Origin of the sequence: Streptosporangium sp. NPDC051022 (assembly GCF_040683035.1) — a bacterium.
In the GTDB taxonomy this organism is placed as follows: Bacteria; Actinomycetota; Actinomycetes; order Streptosporangiales; family Streptosporangiaceae; genus Streptosporangium.
This window is the reverse complement of sequence record NZ_JBFBCF010000030.1, coordinates 45,922-62,468: the sequence shown is the minus strand read 5'-3', so window position 1 is coordinate 62,468 and position 16,547 is coordinate 45,922. Positions and strand designations below refer to the sequence as shown.

Below are 16,547 nucleotides of genomic sequence, written 5' to 3'. Positions count from 1 at the left end.
TAGAAAGAGAGTCAAGAAGGAGTTCCTAGAAAACTTTCCAAGCGATTCTCGATCATGAGATTCTGGGTTGCGATAACGTTCCTTATCGCAACCCAGAATCCATGATCCACTCTCCCCCGCGGAGGACCGGTGCTCGTCCCCCTCACCCCCGAACCGGCCCCCGGTCCGGATCTGCTTACCGGAACCGTGCTGCCCGCCCGGCCCTCCGGCGGGTACGGCGCGCCCGTCGTCCCGGACGACCGTCCCGGGGGCGACGTCGACCGGGCGCTGTCGGAGGCCGCGCGCGCCCGGGTGGCCGACGGGTTCGCCACCGCCACCGGCCGCGCCTACGCCCGCGACTGGAGCGCGTTCACCGCCTGGTGCGCGACGCACGGGCGCACGCCGCTGCCGGCCACCGCCGAGACGCTGGCCGAGTACGTCACCCACCTGGCCGCCACCCCGACCCGCAAGGGCACCCTGCCCGCGCCGTCGACCGTGGAGCGGGCGCTGGCGTGCATCCAGTCCCGCCACAAGCTCGCCGGCCTCACCGCCGACGCCCGCCCGGCCCGGCTGGCCCTGCGCGCCTACCGCCGCCAGCGGGCCGACGCCGGGCAGCGGACCCGCAAGGCGCCCCCGGCCGAACTCGAAGTCCTGCGCCGGATGCTGGATGCCACCGCGCCCGACACCCTGGCGGGCCTGCGCGACCGGGCCGCCCTGGTGCTCGGGTTCGCGCTGATGGGCCGCCGCAGCGAGCTGGCCGCGCTCGACATCGGCGACGTCACGCTGACCGCGGACGGGCTGGAGGTGTTCATCGGCCGATCCAAGACCGACCAGGACGCGATCGGGGAGACCGTGCCGCTGCCGTACGGCTCGCACTCCGAGACCTGTCCGGTGCGGGTGGTGCAGGCCTGGATCGCCGCCTTGACCGAACGCGGCGTCACGAACGGGCCGCTGCTGCGCGGCGTCGACCGGCACGGCCGCCTCACCGGAACCGACGGCGCGGCGGGCAAGGCGGTGGTGCGGATGAGCGGACACGGCCTGAACCTGCTGGTGCGCCGCGCCGCCGTACGGGCCGGAGTGCCCGGCGCCGAGGCGTTCAGCGCGCACTCGCTGCGCGCCGGCGGCGCCACCGCCGCGGCCAAGGCCGGAGCGCCGGTCTCGGCGATCGCCCGGCACGGCCGCTGGTCGGAGAAGTCCCCGGTGGTACACGGCTACATCCGCACCGCCGACAAATGGCGCGACAACCCCATGCGCGGAGTCGGCCTGTGACCCCGGAACCGGAGACGCCGGAGGTGTATGCGGCGCTCGCCGTGATCGCCGCGGCGGCGCGCTCCGCCTACGCCGACGGCTCGAACCTGCGGGTCCGGTCGTCGGGAGTTGTCCGCTGATGTTGCCGTCAAATTTCTGTGGGGCCCGCTGAATACCCGGCGGGTCCCACAGAAATTTCTTGCCAGAATGGAGAATTGTGTCGCGTCGACTTTGAATTCCAGGCGGAAATTCGGGAGGGTTGTCGAGACAAATCGCGATCGAATCCGCGCTTGCCTGAACTATTCTGAGTCGATCACTGTAAATCAGGTGGCGACAAGATCCCCTATGTCTGATCGCAAAAATCAGGCAGAGATCATTATTCCTTCGAAATCATCGAAATCCCTTCTACCGCAAGGGAGAAGATGTGGGAAAGCACTCTCCGAACATCCGGGTCCCGATCGATCCGCTCCAGTGATTCGAATCTCGCTGGAGCGATATCGATCGTGGCAATTCCACCAGCATCTCCGCTATCCGCACTTGAGAACAGTGCGAGACATCGGTACGCCCGAATAGCCCCTCCCCACTCCTCGCGCATCAGTGATTGGATGACGACGATTTCTTCCTTGACCTGTCTACGGAGTGCGTCTATCGAGGTCCACCGAGTTGCCCAGCCTCGGCTCTCCGCTTCTAGCTGGATCTCGAGAAGCGTATCGAAACTGATCTGACATACGCGGAAGTCAGGATCAGTCGAATGAATCATAGGCATCAGAGTACTAATTCCCGCCATAGAGGTCGATACGGATTAGCGTGTCTGGATCGATACGTCCGTCCTTGACCCTCCTTAGGAGTTCGTCCAACCGGTGATGGCCTCCAAGGATCTTCCCCTCACGCGAGACGAAAATTCCGTCGCCCTCTGCGGCCTTGTTGATCCCGTCTAGGAGTTCCTCGTTGCTCAGTTCCTCGTGATACCACTGCGAGGCTGGATCCCGACTTGTCTGTCCCTGAGTGTACTTGCCAGCAAGATCACCAGCCCTCTCGTTATGTGACGACCACCTCGGGCATGGCCCAGAATTGTGAACGAGTACCGGCGTCGCGCCTGCCAGCACATAGTACGTGTGGATGTCGGCGACGGTGAGGTTGTGGACCTGCTGCTGCGAGGTAGACCACCGCTTTACTGCTGAAATCTGGATATGGGCGTCAGTGGAGGCGCGCAGCCACATTCCAGCGTCGAGTTGACCGGCGTTCACCCAGTCGGGGCCGTACTGCACCCAGAACGGGTGCTGATCAGTCGAGACCAAGGAGGATGTCTCGCCACCCTCGGTGCTCGTTGTGATCTTTACGAGTTGCTTCTCGCCTTTGCTGCTGATCAGGGCGGTGACGGGCTTGGCCTCGGTCTTGCCGGTTTCAGGGTCGGTGGCGAGGACCTTGTCTCCGACTCTGACGTCTTCGATGGGCTTGCTGGTGCCGTTCGCCATGAGGACTTCCGTGCCGGGGACGAAACTGCTGCACGGAACCCTGACTTTTCCTTTCGGGCCCCTCAGCGTCCCTATGGCGTCCTGGGGCGAGTGCATGTTGCCGTTGAGCATGGCGTCGAGCGGGTCGACCCCGAATTGTTTGAATCGCTTGTCTAGCTCTTTTGCTGCTTCACAATATTCTTTGGATGCTGCGGGGCCGCAGTTCAGGCTTTCCTGTGAGAGTGGTGCCGGCTTCTTCTTGGGGGTCGGGGGGATGCTTCTTCTGGCGTTATGTCCCTGCTCCCATTTCTGGGCCTTGTATTCTCTGTCGTGCTTCTGGGTGATCTTCGCTTCGGTCTGGTCGTACTTGTGGGCGGCCTTAAGGGCTTTCGCCTTCTTCTTCTTGTTCTTCTCGGCGTGTGCCCTCGTCCATTTCATGGCGCTCTTGGTGGGGCAGTCGCCGGGGCGGCAGGCGGCTTGGCCGTCGGGGTCGGACAGGCCGATGGGGTTGTTGCCCGCGTAGCTGTAGGGGTTGGCGAACTGGGGGTTGCGCAGGTCCAGCAGCGGGTCGGTGGAGATGAACTTGGCGATGGACGGGTCGTAGTAGCGGGCCGACAGGTAGGTCAGGCCGGTGGAGTCGTCTTCGACCTTGCCGAGGAAGCCGCGGTCGGTGAAGGGCAGGTCGTCGGTGCCGCGGCGTTTGCCGAAGGGCAGGTAGCGTTCCCGGCTGACCTGGCCGGTGGTGTCGTTGACGGCGATCTGGTTGCTGCCGTGCAGGCCGGACAGCATCCAGGTCACCCCGGCGGAGGTGCGCAGCGCGACGGTGGAGCCGTCGGCCGTGCTGTAGTAGCGCTTGCCGGCGACCGCTCCACTGGCCAGTTTGAGTTCGGCCGAGCCCAGGTAGAGGGTGCTGCTGCCGTCGGGATCGCGGCGGATCAGGCGTTCGCCCGAGGCGTCGTAGACCATGGAGGTCTGCGCGCCGCCCACGACGGCCTTGGTCAGCCGGCCGATCTCGTCCCAGTCGAAGGTGGCCGACGTGCCGCCGACGGTGCGGCCGGTCAACTGTCCGGCGTTGTCGTAGCTGTAGGTGTCAGTGCCGCCGGGGCGGGTGATGGAGGTGACCGCGTTCGGCCGGACCGTCCCGGTGGGGTAGGTGTAGGTGGCGGTCTGGCCGTTGTCGGTCAGCGAGGTGATGTTGCCGACCGTGTCGTAGGCGTAGGTCTGGTTGTAGGGGTCGATGCCCTGGCCGTCGGCGGCCGAGGAGCAGGAGGAGCCGGTGGTGGTCCACGCGGCGCTCAGGCGGCGGCGGGAGTCGTAGGTGTAGCACTCCGACTGGCCGACGGTGCCGCTCGGGATCGCCGAGGCGGCGTCCAGAATGCGGGAGATCTCTCCGGCGGTGTCGTAGAAGAACTCGTCGTTCTGCGCGGTGGTCGGGGTGGCGGTGTCGGCCTTGGCCAGGGTGGTGACCCGCTTGACGAAACCGGTGGCCCCGTCCCAGGTCAGGCTGCGCTTCACCTGGCCGGCCGCGCCGTGCAGGCGCTCGTTCAGGCGGGCGGTTGAGGTGTAGGTGGTGTCCTTGACGTAGGTGAAGCCGCCGCCGTAGTCGGAGGTGAGCGTCTTGGGCAGGCCGAGGTCGGTGTAGCCGAAGGTGAGCTTCTCGGCGGCCAGGCCGCCCGCGGCGGGCAGGTTCTGCTCGGTCAGGTTGCCCGCGGCGTTGTAGGCGAAGGTGGAGATGTAGTCTCCGGCCAGCGCGCCTTCGGAGGCCGGGATGGTGACCTTGGAGCCGGTGAGCCGATAGTCGGCGTCGTAGCCGGTGGCCGCCTGGGTGTAGGCCTGCCCGCCGGTGTAACGGGTGGAGGCGACCGGCTGGCCCTTGGCCAGGGTGTCATAGGTCCATTCGGCGAGCTTGGTGCCGGTGGTGACCTCGCCGGCCCACTGGGCGGTACGGCGACCAAGGTCGTCGTAGGTGTAGGAGGTCTTCTGGTTCTTGCCGTCGATGTTCCAGAGCAGGTTGCCCGCGGTGTCGTAGCCGGAGGAGGAGTTGCCCGCGTCGGGGTCGACGGCGGCGGTGCGGCGGCCCAGCCAGTCGACGGTGAAGGTCCGAGCCTTGCCCTTGGCGTCGGTGATGGTGGTGAGGTTGCTGTTCAGGTCGTAGACGTAGGAGGTGTCGTTGTGGACGGTGGCGTCCGCCCACTCCTCGACCTTGGTGGTCCGGTCGAAGACGTCCTGCACATTGACGGTCTTGGCGCCGATCGGTGGGGTCGTCTCGACACGGTCGGCGCCCGGATAGGCGGTGCTGGTACGGCGCAGCTCGGTGGCCAGGTTGTAGTCGACGTCCGCGATCGGCCGCTCCAGCCCGTCATAGACGGTCTTGGACCACTGCGGCAGGTCGGTGAGCGCCGGGTTCAGCAGCCCGGACCCGGCCGTCGAGGTGTTGTGCACCGGGTCGGAGACCGCCGCGGCCAGGCCGCGCGCATCGTAGGTGCTGACCGTCACCACCCGCCCGCCGGCCGGGGAGGCGGTCTGAGCCTCACGGGTGCGGCCGAAGCCGTCCTCGAAGGTGTGGGTGGTCAGCCACTTGGCTCCGGTGCCGGTTCCCGACAGCAGCCGGTTGACGGTCGTCTTGGCCGGTGCGGTACCGGTGAGCACGTAGGCGACGGTCGCGGTGGGAGTGCCGCCGCTGCGAGGCTGAGCCGGTCCCCAGAACTGGGTGCCGCGCCCCAGCGCGTCGTAGTCGATCTCCGTCTTCTTGTTGTTGGCATCGGTGATCGACAGCGTCTGGCCGTGCAGGTGGGAGACCTTGCTGGTCGCCGCGTGGCCCAGCGGGTTGGTGACGGTGACGCCGGTGTGCGGCCAGCCCACGGCCGGGCTGTAAGACGTGGTCGTGGTCTTGTTGCGCGGGTCGGTCGTGGTCAGCGTGCGGCCGTAGTCGTCGTAAGTCGCCTTCACCACTGAAGTCGTCGTCGCGTCGATGTACGAGCGGGCCTCGGTGACGTTGCCGTCGCTCGGCTTGTTGGTGGCCGGATCCGAGCCGCCGTCGTACAGCGCGACCGTCTTGCCGATCAGCGTTCCGGTCGTGCAGTCGTCCCCGGACCGCTTCTCCGTCACCGACGGGAAATCGATCAGCCACTGGCCGGGGTCGGTGTTACGGGCGTAGGTGATCGAGGTACAGGAGTTGTCGGTGGCCACGCCGTCCTGGCCGTAGTCGTTGATCTTGTTCGGCAGGCCGTCGGCGTTGTAGGCGGTCTTCTCGTCGGTGTAGCGCCAGGTGCCGCCGGTCACCAGCTCCCGGCCGCGCTCCCGGGTGGTCAGTACCTTGGCCGGGTCGTAAACCCCGGGCCCGGTACCGGCCGGGACCACCGAATACTCGTACCGGGTCGAGGAGACTTCACTGAAGGCCCGCGGGCTGAGGGAGGTCAGCTTCCAGTCCTGCTCCTGCAGTACCCTGCCCTGCAACGCCAGGACGTCGGTGACCGTGGTGCCCTCGAAGTTCGTCACCGTGCCGCCCATGCCGCGCAGGAACGTCGAAGAGGTGACGGTGAAGTCGTCGGGGTTCGTGCCCGTCCCCTGGGTGGTGCGCACGGTGGCGTAGCCGCGCCAGTCGGTCGACGGCGGCGACAAGCCGGGTTCGGCGTACTCCACCGGCGGGGCCCAGCCGGGTCCGCCCAGGTACTCGTAGCTGTTGACCATGTCCGGGGAGGCGGCGACGGTGTCCTTCTCGGTGACCTTGGTGACCAGCTGCTTGTAGTAGACCGTCCAGAACTCGTTGCCGGTGATGCTCTTGTCGACCTTGTAGCAGTCGCCGACGTGGTCGTTGAAGTAGTTGGTCCCGTCACGCCCCTTGCCGCCCGAACACGGATCGGCCTGACCGTAGACGACCTCGACCCGGCCACCCAGCCCGTTGACGATCGCCCCGATCCGGGGCACCATTCGCCACGACAGCAGGTTCGTCCAGTCGGACATGTCGTCATACGACATCTTCCCGGCCAGTAGCGTCGCGTCGAAGTCGGTCGCGGGCAACGTGACGCTGCCTCCGGCCAGGCCGGTGTGCTGGACGGTGTCCAGCCACAGCACCGGGTCGTACGGCGCGCCGAAATCGGTACGCGTGTAGATCCACGTGTGCGTCAGGTCCAGCCTGCTCACTGAATCCCAGCCGGTCCCGGCCGCGTTCAGCGACTCGCTCAGCACCGAGGTCAGCTTCCGGGTGGAGTAGAACGCCAGCGCGCCGTTGGCGCAGCCCACCTGAACGTCGCACTTCAGATCGGTCGGCACGTCCGTCGTGCCCCGGTCGGCGGTGGTGAAGACGGTGCGGGCGGTCGGCACGCTCCCGGCCACCTGGGTGTTGTGGCCCCACTCGACCTTGGCCAGGAACCCGCCCCGGTCGTAGGGCAGCACCTGGTAGAGCTCGTGGTAGCAACTGGGCAGGCAGAAGTAGTTGGTTTCCCGGTTGTAGGTGTAGTCGACGACGTTCTCGTCGGAGTCGATCTCCTGGTCCAGGTTCCACCGCCACACCCCGTTGCAGGTCGGCGGCACGGCGTCGTTGTAGTAGCGGTCGAAGCACGGCTCACCGGAGTCGTTGCCGACGTAGGGCACCTGCCACTGGGCGTCCTTGCGGTAACCGAACCGCGACACCTCTCCGGTGTCGGAGGTGATCTTCCAGTAGGCCTGGCCGTCCGCGCCGCCGCTCAGCTGCTCGATCTTCCAGCCGAAGTCCGGCACCGTCTTCCAGGACCCGGAGACACGGTCCTTGACGATCTGCGCTGAGCGGCCGCCGACGTTCAGCACCAGCTCCGACTGTGTCCTGTCGGTGGTGGAGGCGTCACCGTCGTTGTCGTCCGGCGACTCCCAGCACAGCGCCTTGCCGTAGCTGCCGGTCTCCTCGGCCTTCCAGACCAGGTTGGCCTCCGAGTCGTAGAAGTTGTCCACGACGCACCGGCGGAAGCGGCGCTCGATGAAACCCGCGTTCAGCTCCCAGCCCGCGCCGACCACACTGGACTGGTTGTTGGTCCAGTCGCCCTGGCCGTCCAGGGAGGAGGCGTCGTACTGCAGCGACAGATCCGGGCCGTCACCGGCGGGAGAAGGCGCCTCGGGCAGCGGGTAGTCGTAGCTGAACGACCCGCCAGAGGCGCCCGCCTGCCAGGTGCCCGACGGCTTGAGATCGGTCGCGCCGAAGTTGCCGTCCGGACCGGTCATCCCACCCGCCAGCAGGTACACCGACCCCTCGGCGAGCCGCTGGGCCGCGACCGCGTCAGCCACCGCCTGCGCCGCGGCCTTTCTGTCGCCCTTGGGTGTCGCCGGAACCTTCGCGGGCGGTGCTCTGCCGATTTCTACGTCGGCGACCAGCACGCCGGCCTTGAGATCATTTCTGGCCTTGACCACCTGCGGGCGTACCACGCAGGTGCGCGGGCGCGGTTCCTGGAACGCGCACACCGGCAGGCGCAGGACCTGCAGGCGGCTGGCGAGGTTACCGCCGGACGCGTCCCTGAACCCCTCGTAGGAGAACTCCGCCCGCACCTTCCCCGGCTGGGCGCCGCCGTCGGCCCGCTCGATCCGGGCCGCCACCCCGATGCCGCCCAGCTTCCGCACCACGTCGGGTGCCAGTGTCTCCACCTTGACCTTGCCGACGTCGGCACCGGAGCCGGTCGCCCCCACCCGGACCGGAAGCTCCCCGGCCCTGGCCAGTCCGGCCCCCACCTCCACCTCGGCGCTGCCTGGTTTCGACCACTGTGGAGGTTTCAGCCTCACCGCCGGTGAAGTGTCCTCCGCACCCTTGCCGACCTTGGGCTTCGGTACGGCGCGGCCCTTCACCAGAGGTTCCGGATCCGATTCCGGTATGGCCGCCACCGCCTGTTGTACCAATCCGTCCGGGACTCCCGTCCCGGAGATGAAGAGCGCCGCTGAAAGCCCCGTCACCAGTGCCGTCAGCCAAAGCCGCGTGCGCCGAACCCGCATTTCGACCCCTTTCGCAGACATGCTGACGCGGACCCCGGAACAGGGTCTTCACGCGCCAGAGAGCGGACAAAGGACGATCACCGTGGATGGTGATCGAGAGGGTGAGAACGGTCAACGCGTTAAAGGTGATCTGGCGATGGCGCAGCGTGACAACACGTTATGGCAACGCGTTTTTCCTCGCCCTGTCCATCCTGGTCAATGGCGACTTTCTCTAAAACGGCCCAATATGGGCGCTGTGGCATGAAATTGATAATGTGATGTACATCACAACCAGTCCGGAAAATGGAATATCCACTGCCTTAATTGTGAGGTCGTAAGAATGTCGGCCGCTGGACACGTGATTCGGGAGACGCTGCGGTCGGTCGGTCGGTCCCTCTGCGGCCGCGCCCGCCAGCTGAATTCCCCGCCCATGATCTTCGTGCTCTGGGCTACATGCACGCCGCCAAGACACCCGCTCCGCCGAGCAGTCTGCGGTCCGGCATCGGCGCCGACATCGACCGCCTCATCATCTCCCTGCTTGCCAAGAGCCCTACCCCGGCGTCCCGCTACCGCCTCCCATATCGCCGCAGGTCTGCGCAGCGCCCTCTCCCACGTACGTCTCCGCAAACGCATCGCCCGCTCTATCACCAACCTCGGCTCTCAGGCTGAGGTGTTGCGGGAAGTCGCGGAGGTGGTGGCCGGGTTGGCGAGGCCGCGGATATCACTTTCCAGCACCGACGGGGACGATTCCACTGAGCTGCTCGCGCAATGCGAGGTAGTTGTACACGCGGCGGCGGCCGAACGCCATGAGGACGCAGTCCCGAACAAGAGCGGATGAGGACTTTCCGTGCCGTCCGGCAACTGCAGCACGGGCAACGATGGTCACGCCTCAACGACTGATGGCGACCTACGATCAGGGTCCCGCCGACCGGAGAGTCATCGAGATAGGCCCCCGCGCTGACCTGGGAAATCGGGCGAAGACGGTAGGTCGGTTTTCCTGTAAAGGTCCGGTCTGTGAAAACGACAGCAGCCGACACCGGACGACACGCCGCCCCCCAGGATGCCCCTCGGCGCGGGGGACGGCCGACCAAGCTCACTCCTCAGGTGCAGGCCGGTCTCGTGGCGGCCCTGCAGGCCGGGCATAGCATCGCCTCGGCGGCCGCGCTGGCCGGGATCAGCGAGCGCAGCGTGCACGCCTGGCGCGCCCGGGGCGAAGACGACGACGCCCCGGAGGAGTTTCTGCAGTTCGCGCAGGCCCTTACGCACGCGCGCGCGAAGGCCTGCGAGATCCTGCTCACCGCCGCGTTCCGGGACGCGATCGGCGGCATCGAGATCAGCCACACCATCCGCCCGGACGGCACCGAGACGGTGCGCATCACCCCGCCCAACGGCCGCCTGGCGTTGGAGCTGCTGTCGCGGATGAGCCCGGAGTGGCGGCCGGTCAAGGCGGTGGCCCTGGAGGTCTCCGGCCCGCAGGGCGGGGTAGTGAAGGGTGGCCTGGACGAGGCCGCGCTCGAGCGCCTGGCGGCCCGGGTCAGCAAAGCCGCCCGCCGGGCCAGGGCTGAGCAGGCTGCCCGTGATGCCGGGGCGAACCGCTCGTGACGAACTGTGCGAGAGGTCATGGTTGGGCCTGGCCGCCGTCGTGGTGCTGCTCGGTGTGCCGGAGCCGCTCGGCCAGTACCCGCGCCAGCACCTGTTCGGTCGGCGACAGGGCCGATGTCTCCAGGGCTGACAGGCCGGTGCCGGCCAGCGGCGGCACGGTGATCTGCCGCAGCCGCATCTGCCCGCGAACGTCTTGCAACTCGTCCTCGATGCCCAGCGCCTGTTGTTCGCGGGTGACTGCCTGGCGCAGTTGGGCTTGGGCCTGGACCTCCACGGCGGTGGCCCTGCGGCGGGCGGTGCGGCGGTGGCTGTCGCTGAAGGTCTCATCGTCGGCTGTGGCGCGGAAACGGGCGACGATCTGCCAACGCTCGGCGGCTTGGTCGCGTAGCCGGGCCGCGGTGGCCACCGCAGTGCGCCAGCGCTGGACCAACTCGGTGTGCTGGCGCCACAACTGGACCGGTGCCGCCCCGGCGGCCCACCGCGCCCCGGCGCCCTGCGGGTCACGCCTGGTGTCCCCGCCATCGTGCTTGCCGAGTTCGTCATCGACGTCGTCGCCGGGGTCGACGTCGAACTCGTCGTGGTCGTGCTGGTCGTCGGCGGCGGGCAAAGGCCGGCGGCCCTCGATCCACTCCACCGCGTCCCACGTAGGAACCGTACGGCCGGGCAGGACCTCGACCTCGACGTTCGCGCCGACGGGCAGCATCAGCGCCAGCGGCGGCACCTCCAGAGCACTGGCGATTACCAGCACCTCGGCCAGGCTCACCCCTTGGCGAAGGCCCTTTTCCAGCTTGGCGATTACCGAGCGGTCCAGCGGCAGGCCCAGCTGCCCGCACCGGTCCGCCAGTGCCTGGGCGCTCATTTTCTGCTGGTTACGCGCTCTTCTGATGCGTTCTCCGACGTCACGCGCGGTGCGTGTCGACCAATCCGCGAGTTGTTCCATGGTGGAACAGTTTAGCGACATACTGCGACTTGACAAGCAATACGACGATGCTTTAGAGCTGATCCTTAACTGTGCGACTATGACCGAAAACGGGGGTACGGGCGACCGTGACCGATCAATTCATGCTGACACGGCGGGCGGTGGCGGTCCGGCTCGGGGTGTGCGTGCGCACCCTGGAACGCTGGGAGAAGCAGGGCAGCGGCCCGCAGGCGCTGCGCCTGGGCCCGCGTCTGGTGCGCTACCCCGCCGCCGAGGTCGACGCCTGGCTCGCGCGGGCTCCCAAGGTTCAGGCGGCCCGATGAACGGCCCGGCCAACGAGGCGGCCGACGCCGCGCCGGGCAGCGCGGCCGATGAGGAGCGGGCCAAGTGGTTCCCGCTGATGCTGGTGGCCGCCGAGCTGGTCGACGCGATCGTCGACCAGGCCGCCCGCGACCGGGAGAACTACGAGGCCGGATACCGCGCCGCGGCCCGGGACTTCTTCGACCACGGATATGAGGTCGGCTACGGCCACGCCCAGGAGGAGATGGCCGAGCAGTGGTCGCGCGTTCACCGCACCGTCCAGGAGCACGCCCGCACTCCCACCCACGCCGAACTCCAGGCCGCCCGGCGAGCAGGCGTACCGGAGCGGCCCGCCCTCGCCGCGGCCGCCGACCGCGGTGCCGACCCGGCCGAGGAGTCCGAGGAGTCATCGCCGGACAGCGGCCAGCAGGCCCGCGTCATCGAGCTGAGGCGGGGGGTCGCCTGATGTCCATGGTCGACAAGGTCCGCGCGGCCGGGGTACGTGCGGGCATCGCCGAAGCCATCCAGGCCACCAACAGCCTCGACGACGCCGGGGTGCCGCGTGCTGCCGTCCCCGGCCCGCGACAGCTTCCCCCCATCCTGTCGGAGCCGGGGACGAGCGCGGCGGACGGGGCATCCGCGGTCCGGCACCGGGGCCAGCTGCGCATGGCCGAACGGTTCGTCGCCGAGCACGCCCAGCACCTGCGGTTCGTGCACGGCATCGGCTGGCACCGCTGGGACGGCTCTCGCTGGCAGGCCGACGAGGATCGCGCCGACATGCGGGCTGCCGTGCAGACGGTCAAGGCCGCCCTGCGGGCCGTGCCGCTGCTGCACGGCCCAGAGCGCGACGACCTGTACAAGGACGTGCGCCGCTCCGAGTCGGCCGCCGGGCTGGAAGGCCTGCTGAAGATCGCCTCCGCGCTGGAGCCGATCTCGACCCCCAGCAGCGCGCTGGACGCCGACCCCTACCTGTTCAACACCCCCACCACCACGATCGACCTGCGCGACGGCACCGTGCGCCCCAACGACCGCGCCGACCTGATCACCAAGGTCTCCGGCGGCGCCATCACCGGCCGCACCGACCCCGAATGGGAGGCCTTCATCGCCCGCATCCTGCCCGACGACGACGTGCGCGCCTTCGTGCGGCGGGTGTTCGGCTACGCCATGCTCGGCAAGGTCACCGAGCATGTCATGCCGATCTTCACCGGCACCGGCGCCAACGGCAAGGGCACCCTGCGGGATGCGGTCATGGCCGCCTTCGGCGACTACGCCATCGAGGTCGACCCGGCGATCCTGATGGAGTCCAAACACGAGCGCCACGGCGCGTTCAAGATGCGGCTGCGCGGCGCCCGCCTGGTCTTCTGCTCCGAGACCGACAAGGGCCGCCGCTTCGCCGAAGCGACCATGAAACGGCTGGTCGGCGGCGACCCTATCGAGGCCAACCTCATGCACAAGAACCCGATCACCTTCGACCCGTCCCACACCCTGGTCATGCTGACCAACCACCTGCCCGCCGTCTCCGGCGACGACCCGGCCGTCTGGCGGCGCCTGCTGGTGGTCCCCTTCGACGTGGTGATCGGCGAACGCGAGCGCGACAGCGGCCTGCCCGCCCGGCTCAAGGCCGCCGCCCCGGCCGTCATCTCCTGGGTCCACCAGGGGTGGCTGGACTACCAGGACAAGGGCCTGGCCCCGCCGCAGGCGGTGCGGGTACGCACCCAGGAGTACCAGCGCGCCAGCGACGTCCTGGGCCGCTTCCTGGCCGAGCGGACCCTGGCCACCGCCTCCGCCACGGTGGGGGCGCGGGTGCTGTTCGCGGCCTGGACCTCCTGGTGCCAGCACAGCGGCGAAGAGCCCGGCACCGAGGTGGCGTTCGCCGACTCCATGGCCAAGCGGGGCTGGAGCCGCAAGCGCACCGGGGCGGGGCAGGCCTACCAGGGGATCATGCTCGCCCCCGGCGAGGGCGAAAGCCGCTGACCTGCGGTTGTGTAGGGTCGTGCAGGGTTTCCCGGAAACCTTCTATGTCTCCTCGCGGAGAGAGTTCCGGAAAACCCTGCACGACCCTACACACCCCCTCGATGATCTTGGTTTTGACCGTGTGCGACGCGCGGACCGCTCCCCTCTCTGCGACCCTCTGCGTGCGCGTCTGAGTGCGTCTGTGAGCGTCGATCACCGCGTGATGCGAACGTGTTCGATCGTGCGTTTCGAGACGCTCAGGCATGCACACGGGCCCTCGATGATCGTGGTCCTGCGCCGACGGCCACGACGACCGTGAGGTCGTTCGGCACTGCCTGATCGACCGCCATGGCACCGCCCGGCAGTCGGCCACTGGATGCGGCCCATACCGGTACATGTACCCACCGGCCGGTCAGGCCGGTGATTGATCAAGCAAGGGTGGAGTTCCAGCTTTCCCCCGAAGCAGGTTGTCCACGTCAGGAAATCCTGACACCCTGAACGTCAGGAAATCCTGACGAGCGAGGGGGTCGGCGATGGGCTGGCACATGGACGGGCCCAGCGGTGAGGGCCACGAAGGATGGGACGCCACGGTCTTCCCCGGCGAGCGGATCTCGGTCGGCTCCGGCGGTGGCGGCGCACTGGTCCGCAGGCCGGACGGCACCCTGGAGGAGGGCGTCGACGGCCGGACGGCGATCGGCTGGCGGGGCGCGTGCGAGTGCGGCTGGCGCGGCCCGCTGTGGGTCAGGGTGCACTCCCCGCAAGAGCAGAACACCACCGACCGCAGGATCTGGTGGGACGACATCAACCGGTACGGCGACACCCCGGCCGACGTCGAGGAGGCGATCCTGGCCGAGTGGCGGGGCCACCTGGAGCCGCCCGCCCTGGCCGACGTTCGCGCCGCCGCCCGGGCCGCTGACGCCGCGACGGCCCGGCTGACCGCGGCCGTCCGCGCCGCTCGCGCCGAGCGGCGCAGCTGGGCCGACATCGGGTCGGCGGTGGGCATCACCCGGCAGAGCGCGCACGAGCGGTGGGCGCGGGTCGCCCAGGCCGACCCCGCGCAGTTGATCTGCGCTGAGCCGTACCCCCTGGCCCCGGGACGGCGGTGCATCCTTCCCCTGGGCCACCCCGACGGCCACCAGAGCGCGACCGGGATCGACTGGCCCGCCGAAACGGTGGCGCGGACCAGGGCCGTGCCGTGGGAGCGGGTCGCCGACGACAAGGGCCGCCGGGCCTGGACCGCCGGGCAGCTGCGCGCGGCCCTGGCCGACCTGGACGACGACGCCCCGGTCATCGTGCACGTGGCCACCGACGAGGCCGACGTCGCCGACGACCAGATCATCACCAGCGCCGGACACGGCCAGATCGGATGGGGCGACGGGCACGGCAAGGACCCCGATCCCATCTTCGCCCTGGAAGCCCACTGGCCCGCGACGACCACTCTGCACATCAAACCGCGGCGCTGACGGCTGTCCGCCGGTTCCTCAGCCCAGACCCCAGCGGGCGCGGTCGAGATTCCGGCTCGACCGCGCCCCGACCCCCCATCCGTCCCATGCACAGATCCGACAGGAGATCACCCCATGATGGAGGAACGCCCCTCGGACTCCTACACCCTCGCCGACCTCGACTTCCTCACGCTGCGGGCGATCGCCGACCGCCGCGCGGAGATCATCGAGACCCTGGTGGGCGGCGGCAGGCTGGACCCGAGAGAGATCGCCGAGCTGACACTGGCCAAGGCGAGCGATGACGCCGACACATTGCGCGCGCTGGCGGCCAGCCCGTACATCGACGTGCGGCGGAAGGTGGCCGGCAACGTCGCCACCCCGGCCGACACGCTGCGGGCCCTGGCGCTGGCCGACGACGACATCACCGTGGAGCAGGCCGCGCGCAACCCCACCCTGGCCGCGGCCGATCTGGAGTTCGTCAACCAGGTCGGATCCGAGTGGGCCCAGGCGTGGCTGCTGCGCCACCCCGACATCCCGCAGCATCTCGTGGATCAGGCGGCCGAGGACCACAGTGTCGCGGTCCGCGTGGGAGCCGCGCTCCACCCGAGGTCGACCGCCGGGGCGCTCGCGCGGCTGGCCGTCGACCCCGACTCCACGGTGCGGGCGGCGGTCGCCCGTCACCCATACCTACCCGCCGTGGCGTTCACGCTGCTGGCCGCCGACGACAGCATGTGGGTACGCGCGGCCGTCGCCGAAAACCCCGTCGTCCCGGCGGAGTGCCTGGCCCGGCTCGCCGCCGATGAGGAGCTGTGGGTGCGCAGGGCCGCCGCGAAGGCCGCCGCATGACCCGATGTACCGATGCATCTTCGGGGGTCTACCGAGCCCGGAGGGGAACGTCAGCCGATGGCGTCCTGGTACTGGCTGAGATAGGCCGTGACGGATGCTTCGGGGATGCGGAACCCGCGTCCGACCCGCAGCGCCGCCAGGTCCCCGGCGTGCACGAGCCGGTAAATGGTCATCTTCGACACCCGCAGGATCAGCGCGACCTCGGCCACGGTCAGGTACCGAGGCGCTCCTTGGCTGTGCTCGCTCACCAGCAGATCCATGTCCTTTTCGCGGATCGCCGGGCGGGTGCGGGCAAGCTGGACGATCGCCTTGGACGCCGCCAGCGCCTCGAAGATGGGGGACGTCTCGCCCTCACCTGGTGGAGGGCAGGCGCGGGCGATCAAGACCGCCGCCAGGTGCGCGTGTCTTAGCTTGTCCACTCTGCTGCCCATCTCGAGGCCGTCACGTACACCATGGGCACCGCCCCCATCGCTTGGCGGTGTACCAGAGCGTTCCCATCGCGAGCTTTTCGGCCCGCTGTGTTGCCTGGGACGCCGACAGCTTCTCCATCTCTTTGGTATCGAGGAACTCCGCCACCGTACGTTCCCAGTGGTCTCCCGCGGTATCCCACTGGCCTGAGTGGACCTCGCGGACGAAGATCTCGAAGAACCGCGTCTCGTCCTTGTCGCCGTCGTGCAGCCTCGCCAGGGCTCTCACCGGCGCCCTCCGCGCGGACGGCGTTGCGGGCGGGCCCGCTGGCGTAACTCTTCGGCCACATCCACCTCCGAGCGTGTACGACGAGCGTCGATCTGACGGGTCAGCAGGTAGCCGGCCGTTCCTCCCACGAACGCGGGAATCATCAGCCAGCCCACAAGCGAGACCGCCCAGCTCACC

General features: G+C 68.6%; 14 protein-coding genes. 8 read left to right on the top strand and 6 right to left on the bottom strand.

Features of this window, described 5'->3' with window-relative positions:
• The first annotated feature begins 129 nt into the window (after positions 1-129).
• A complete protein-coding gene (locus tag AB0N02_RS36095) occupies positions 130-1,248 on the top strand; it encodes a tyrosine-type recombinase/integrase (protein ID WP_363956062.1) in 1,119 nt (372 codons plus the stop codon).
• Positions 1,245-1,367, top strand: a complete 123-nt coding sequence (locus AB0N02_RS36090) for a hypothetical protein (RefSeq protein WP_363956059.1) — start codon at positions 1,245-1,247, stop codon at positions 1,365-1,367. The genes AB0N02_RS36095 and AB0N02_RS36090 overlap by 4 nt, the downstream gene beginning before the upstream one ends.
• 236 nt (positions 1,368-1,603) lie before the next feature.
• Here AB0N02_RS36090 and AB0N02_RS36085 read toward each other — a convergent pair whose 3' ends face one another.
• Both AB0N02_RS36085 and AB0N02_RS36080 read right to left on the bottom strand, forming a co-directional pair.
• Positions 1,604-1,987, bottom strand: a complete 384-nt coding sequence (locus AB0N02_RS36085; protein ID WP_363956056.1) for a hypothetical protein — start codon at positions 1,985-1,987, stop codon at positions 1,604-1,606.
• 13 nt (positions 1,988-2,000) lie between these two features.
• Positions 2,001-8,426, bottom strand: coding sequence for a polymorphic toxin-type HINT domain-containing protein (locus tag AB0N02_RS36080; protein WP_363956053.1), 6,426 nt, complete (start codon positions 8,424-8,426; stop codon positions 2,001-2,003).
• Positions 8,427-9,626: 1,200 nt separating this feature from the next.
• On the opposite strand from AB0N02_RS36080, the gene AB0N02_RS36075 reads away from it, so the two are divergent.
• Positions 9,627-10,214: a hypothetical protein gene (locus AB0N02_RS36075; protein ID WP_363956050.1), complete on the top strand. Its 588-nt coding sequence runs from the start codon at positions 9,627-9,629 to the stop codon at positions 10,212-10,214.
• Between the two features lie 16 nt (positions 10,215-10,230).
• On the opposite strand, the gene AB0N02_RS36070 is transcribed toward AB0N02_RS36075, so the two are convergent.
• Positions 10,231-11,154: a helix-turn-helix transcriptional regulator gene (locus AB0N02_RS36070; RefSeq protein ID WP_363956047.1), complete on the bottom strand. Its 924-nt coding sequence runs from the start codon at positions 11,152-11,154 to the stop codon at positions 10,231-10,233.
• Positions 11,155-11,276: 122 nt separating this feature from the next.
• Here AB0N02_RS36070 and AB0N02_RS36065 point away from each other — a divergent pair, with 122 nt between their 5' ends.
• The 5 genes from AB0N02_RS36065 (at position 11,277) to AB0N02_RS36045 (ending at position 15,674) form a co-directional block, all read left to right on the top strand.
• On the top strand, positions 11,277-11,456 hold the full coding sequence (locus tag AB0N02_RS36065; protein ID WP_363956044.1) for a helix-turn-helix domain-containing protein: 180 nt from the start codon (positions 11,277-11,279) through the stop codon (positions 11,454-11,456).
• Complete coding sequence (locus tag AB0N02_RS36060; protein WP_363956041.1) at positions 11,453-11,899, top strand: hypothetical protein; 447 nt, start codon at positions 11,453-11,455, stop codon at positions 11,897-11,899. The genes AB0N02_RS36065 and AB0N02_RS36060 overlap by 4 nt, the downstream gene beginning before the upstream one ends.
• Positions 11,899-13,407, top strand: a complete 1,509-nt coding sequence (locus AB0N02_RS36055; protein WP_363956038.1) for a phage/plasmid primase, P4 family — start codon at positions 11,899-11,901, stop codon at positions 13,405-13,407. The genes AB0N02_RS36060 and AB0N02_RS36055 overlap by 1 nt, the downstream gene beginning before the upstream one ends.
• A 512-nt stretch (positions 13,408-13,919) precedes the next feature.
• Entirely contained in the window at positions 13,920-14,849 is a 930-nt protein-coding gene (locus AB0N02_RS36050; RefSeq protein ID WP_363956036.1) for a DUF6225 family protein, read from the top strand.
• A 114-nt stretch (positions 14,850-14,963) separates the two neighbouring features.
• The gene (locus tag AB0N02_RS36045; protein WP_363956033.1) at positions 14,964-15,674 is read left to right on the top strand and encodes a hypothetical protein; all 711 of its coding nucleotides are present in this window, start codon (positions 14,964-14,966) and stop codon (positions 15,672-15,674) included.
• A gap of 50 nt (positions 15,675-15,724) precedes the next feature.
• Here AB0N02_RS36045 and AB0N02_RS36040 read toward each other — a convergent pair whose 3' ends face one another.
• From AB0N02_RS36040 to AB0N02_RS36030, 3 genes are all read right to left on the bottom strand, one after another.
• The gene (locus AB0N02_RS36040; RefSeq protein ID WP_363956228.1) at positions 15,725-15,934 is read right to left on the bottom strand and encodes a helix-turn-helix domain-containing protein; all 210 of its coding nucleotides are present in this window, start codon (positions 15,932-15,934) and stop codon (positions 15,725-15,727) included.
• A gap of 181 nt (positions 15,935-16,115) precedes the next feature.
• Positions 16,116-16,370, bottom strand: a complete 255-nt coding sequence (locus tag AB0N02_RS36035; RefSeq protein ID WP_363956030.1) for a DUF6313 family protein — start codon at positions 16,368-16,370, stop codon at positions 16,116-16,118.
• Positions 16,367-16,547 (bottom strand): DUF6313 family protein (locus tag AB0N02_RS36030; protein WP_363956027.1); only part of this gene is annotated, 181 nt, incomplete at its 5' end. The genes AB0N02_RS36035 and AB0N02_RS36030, both read right to left, overlap by 4 nt.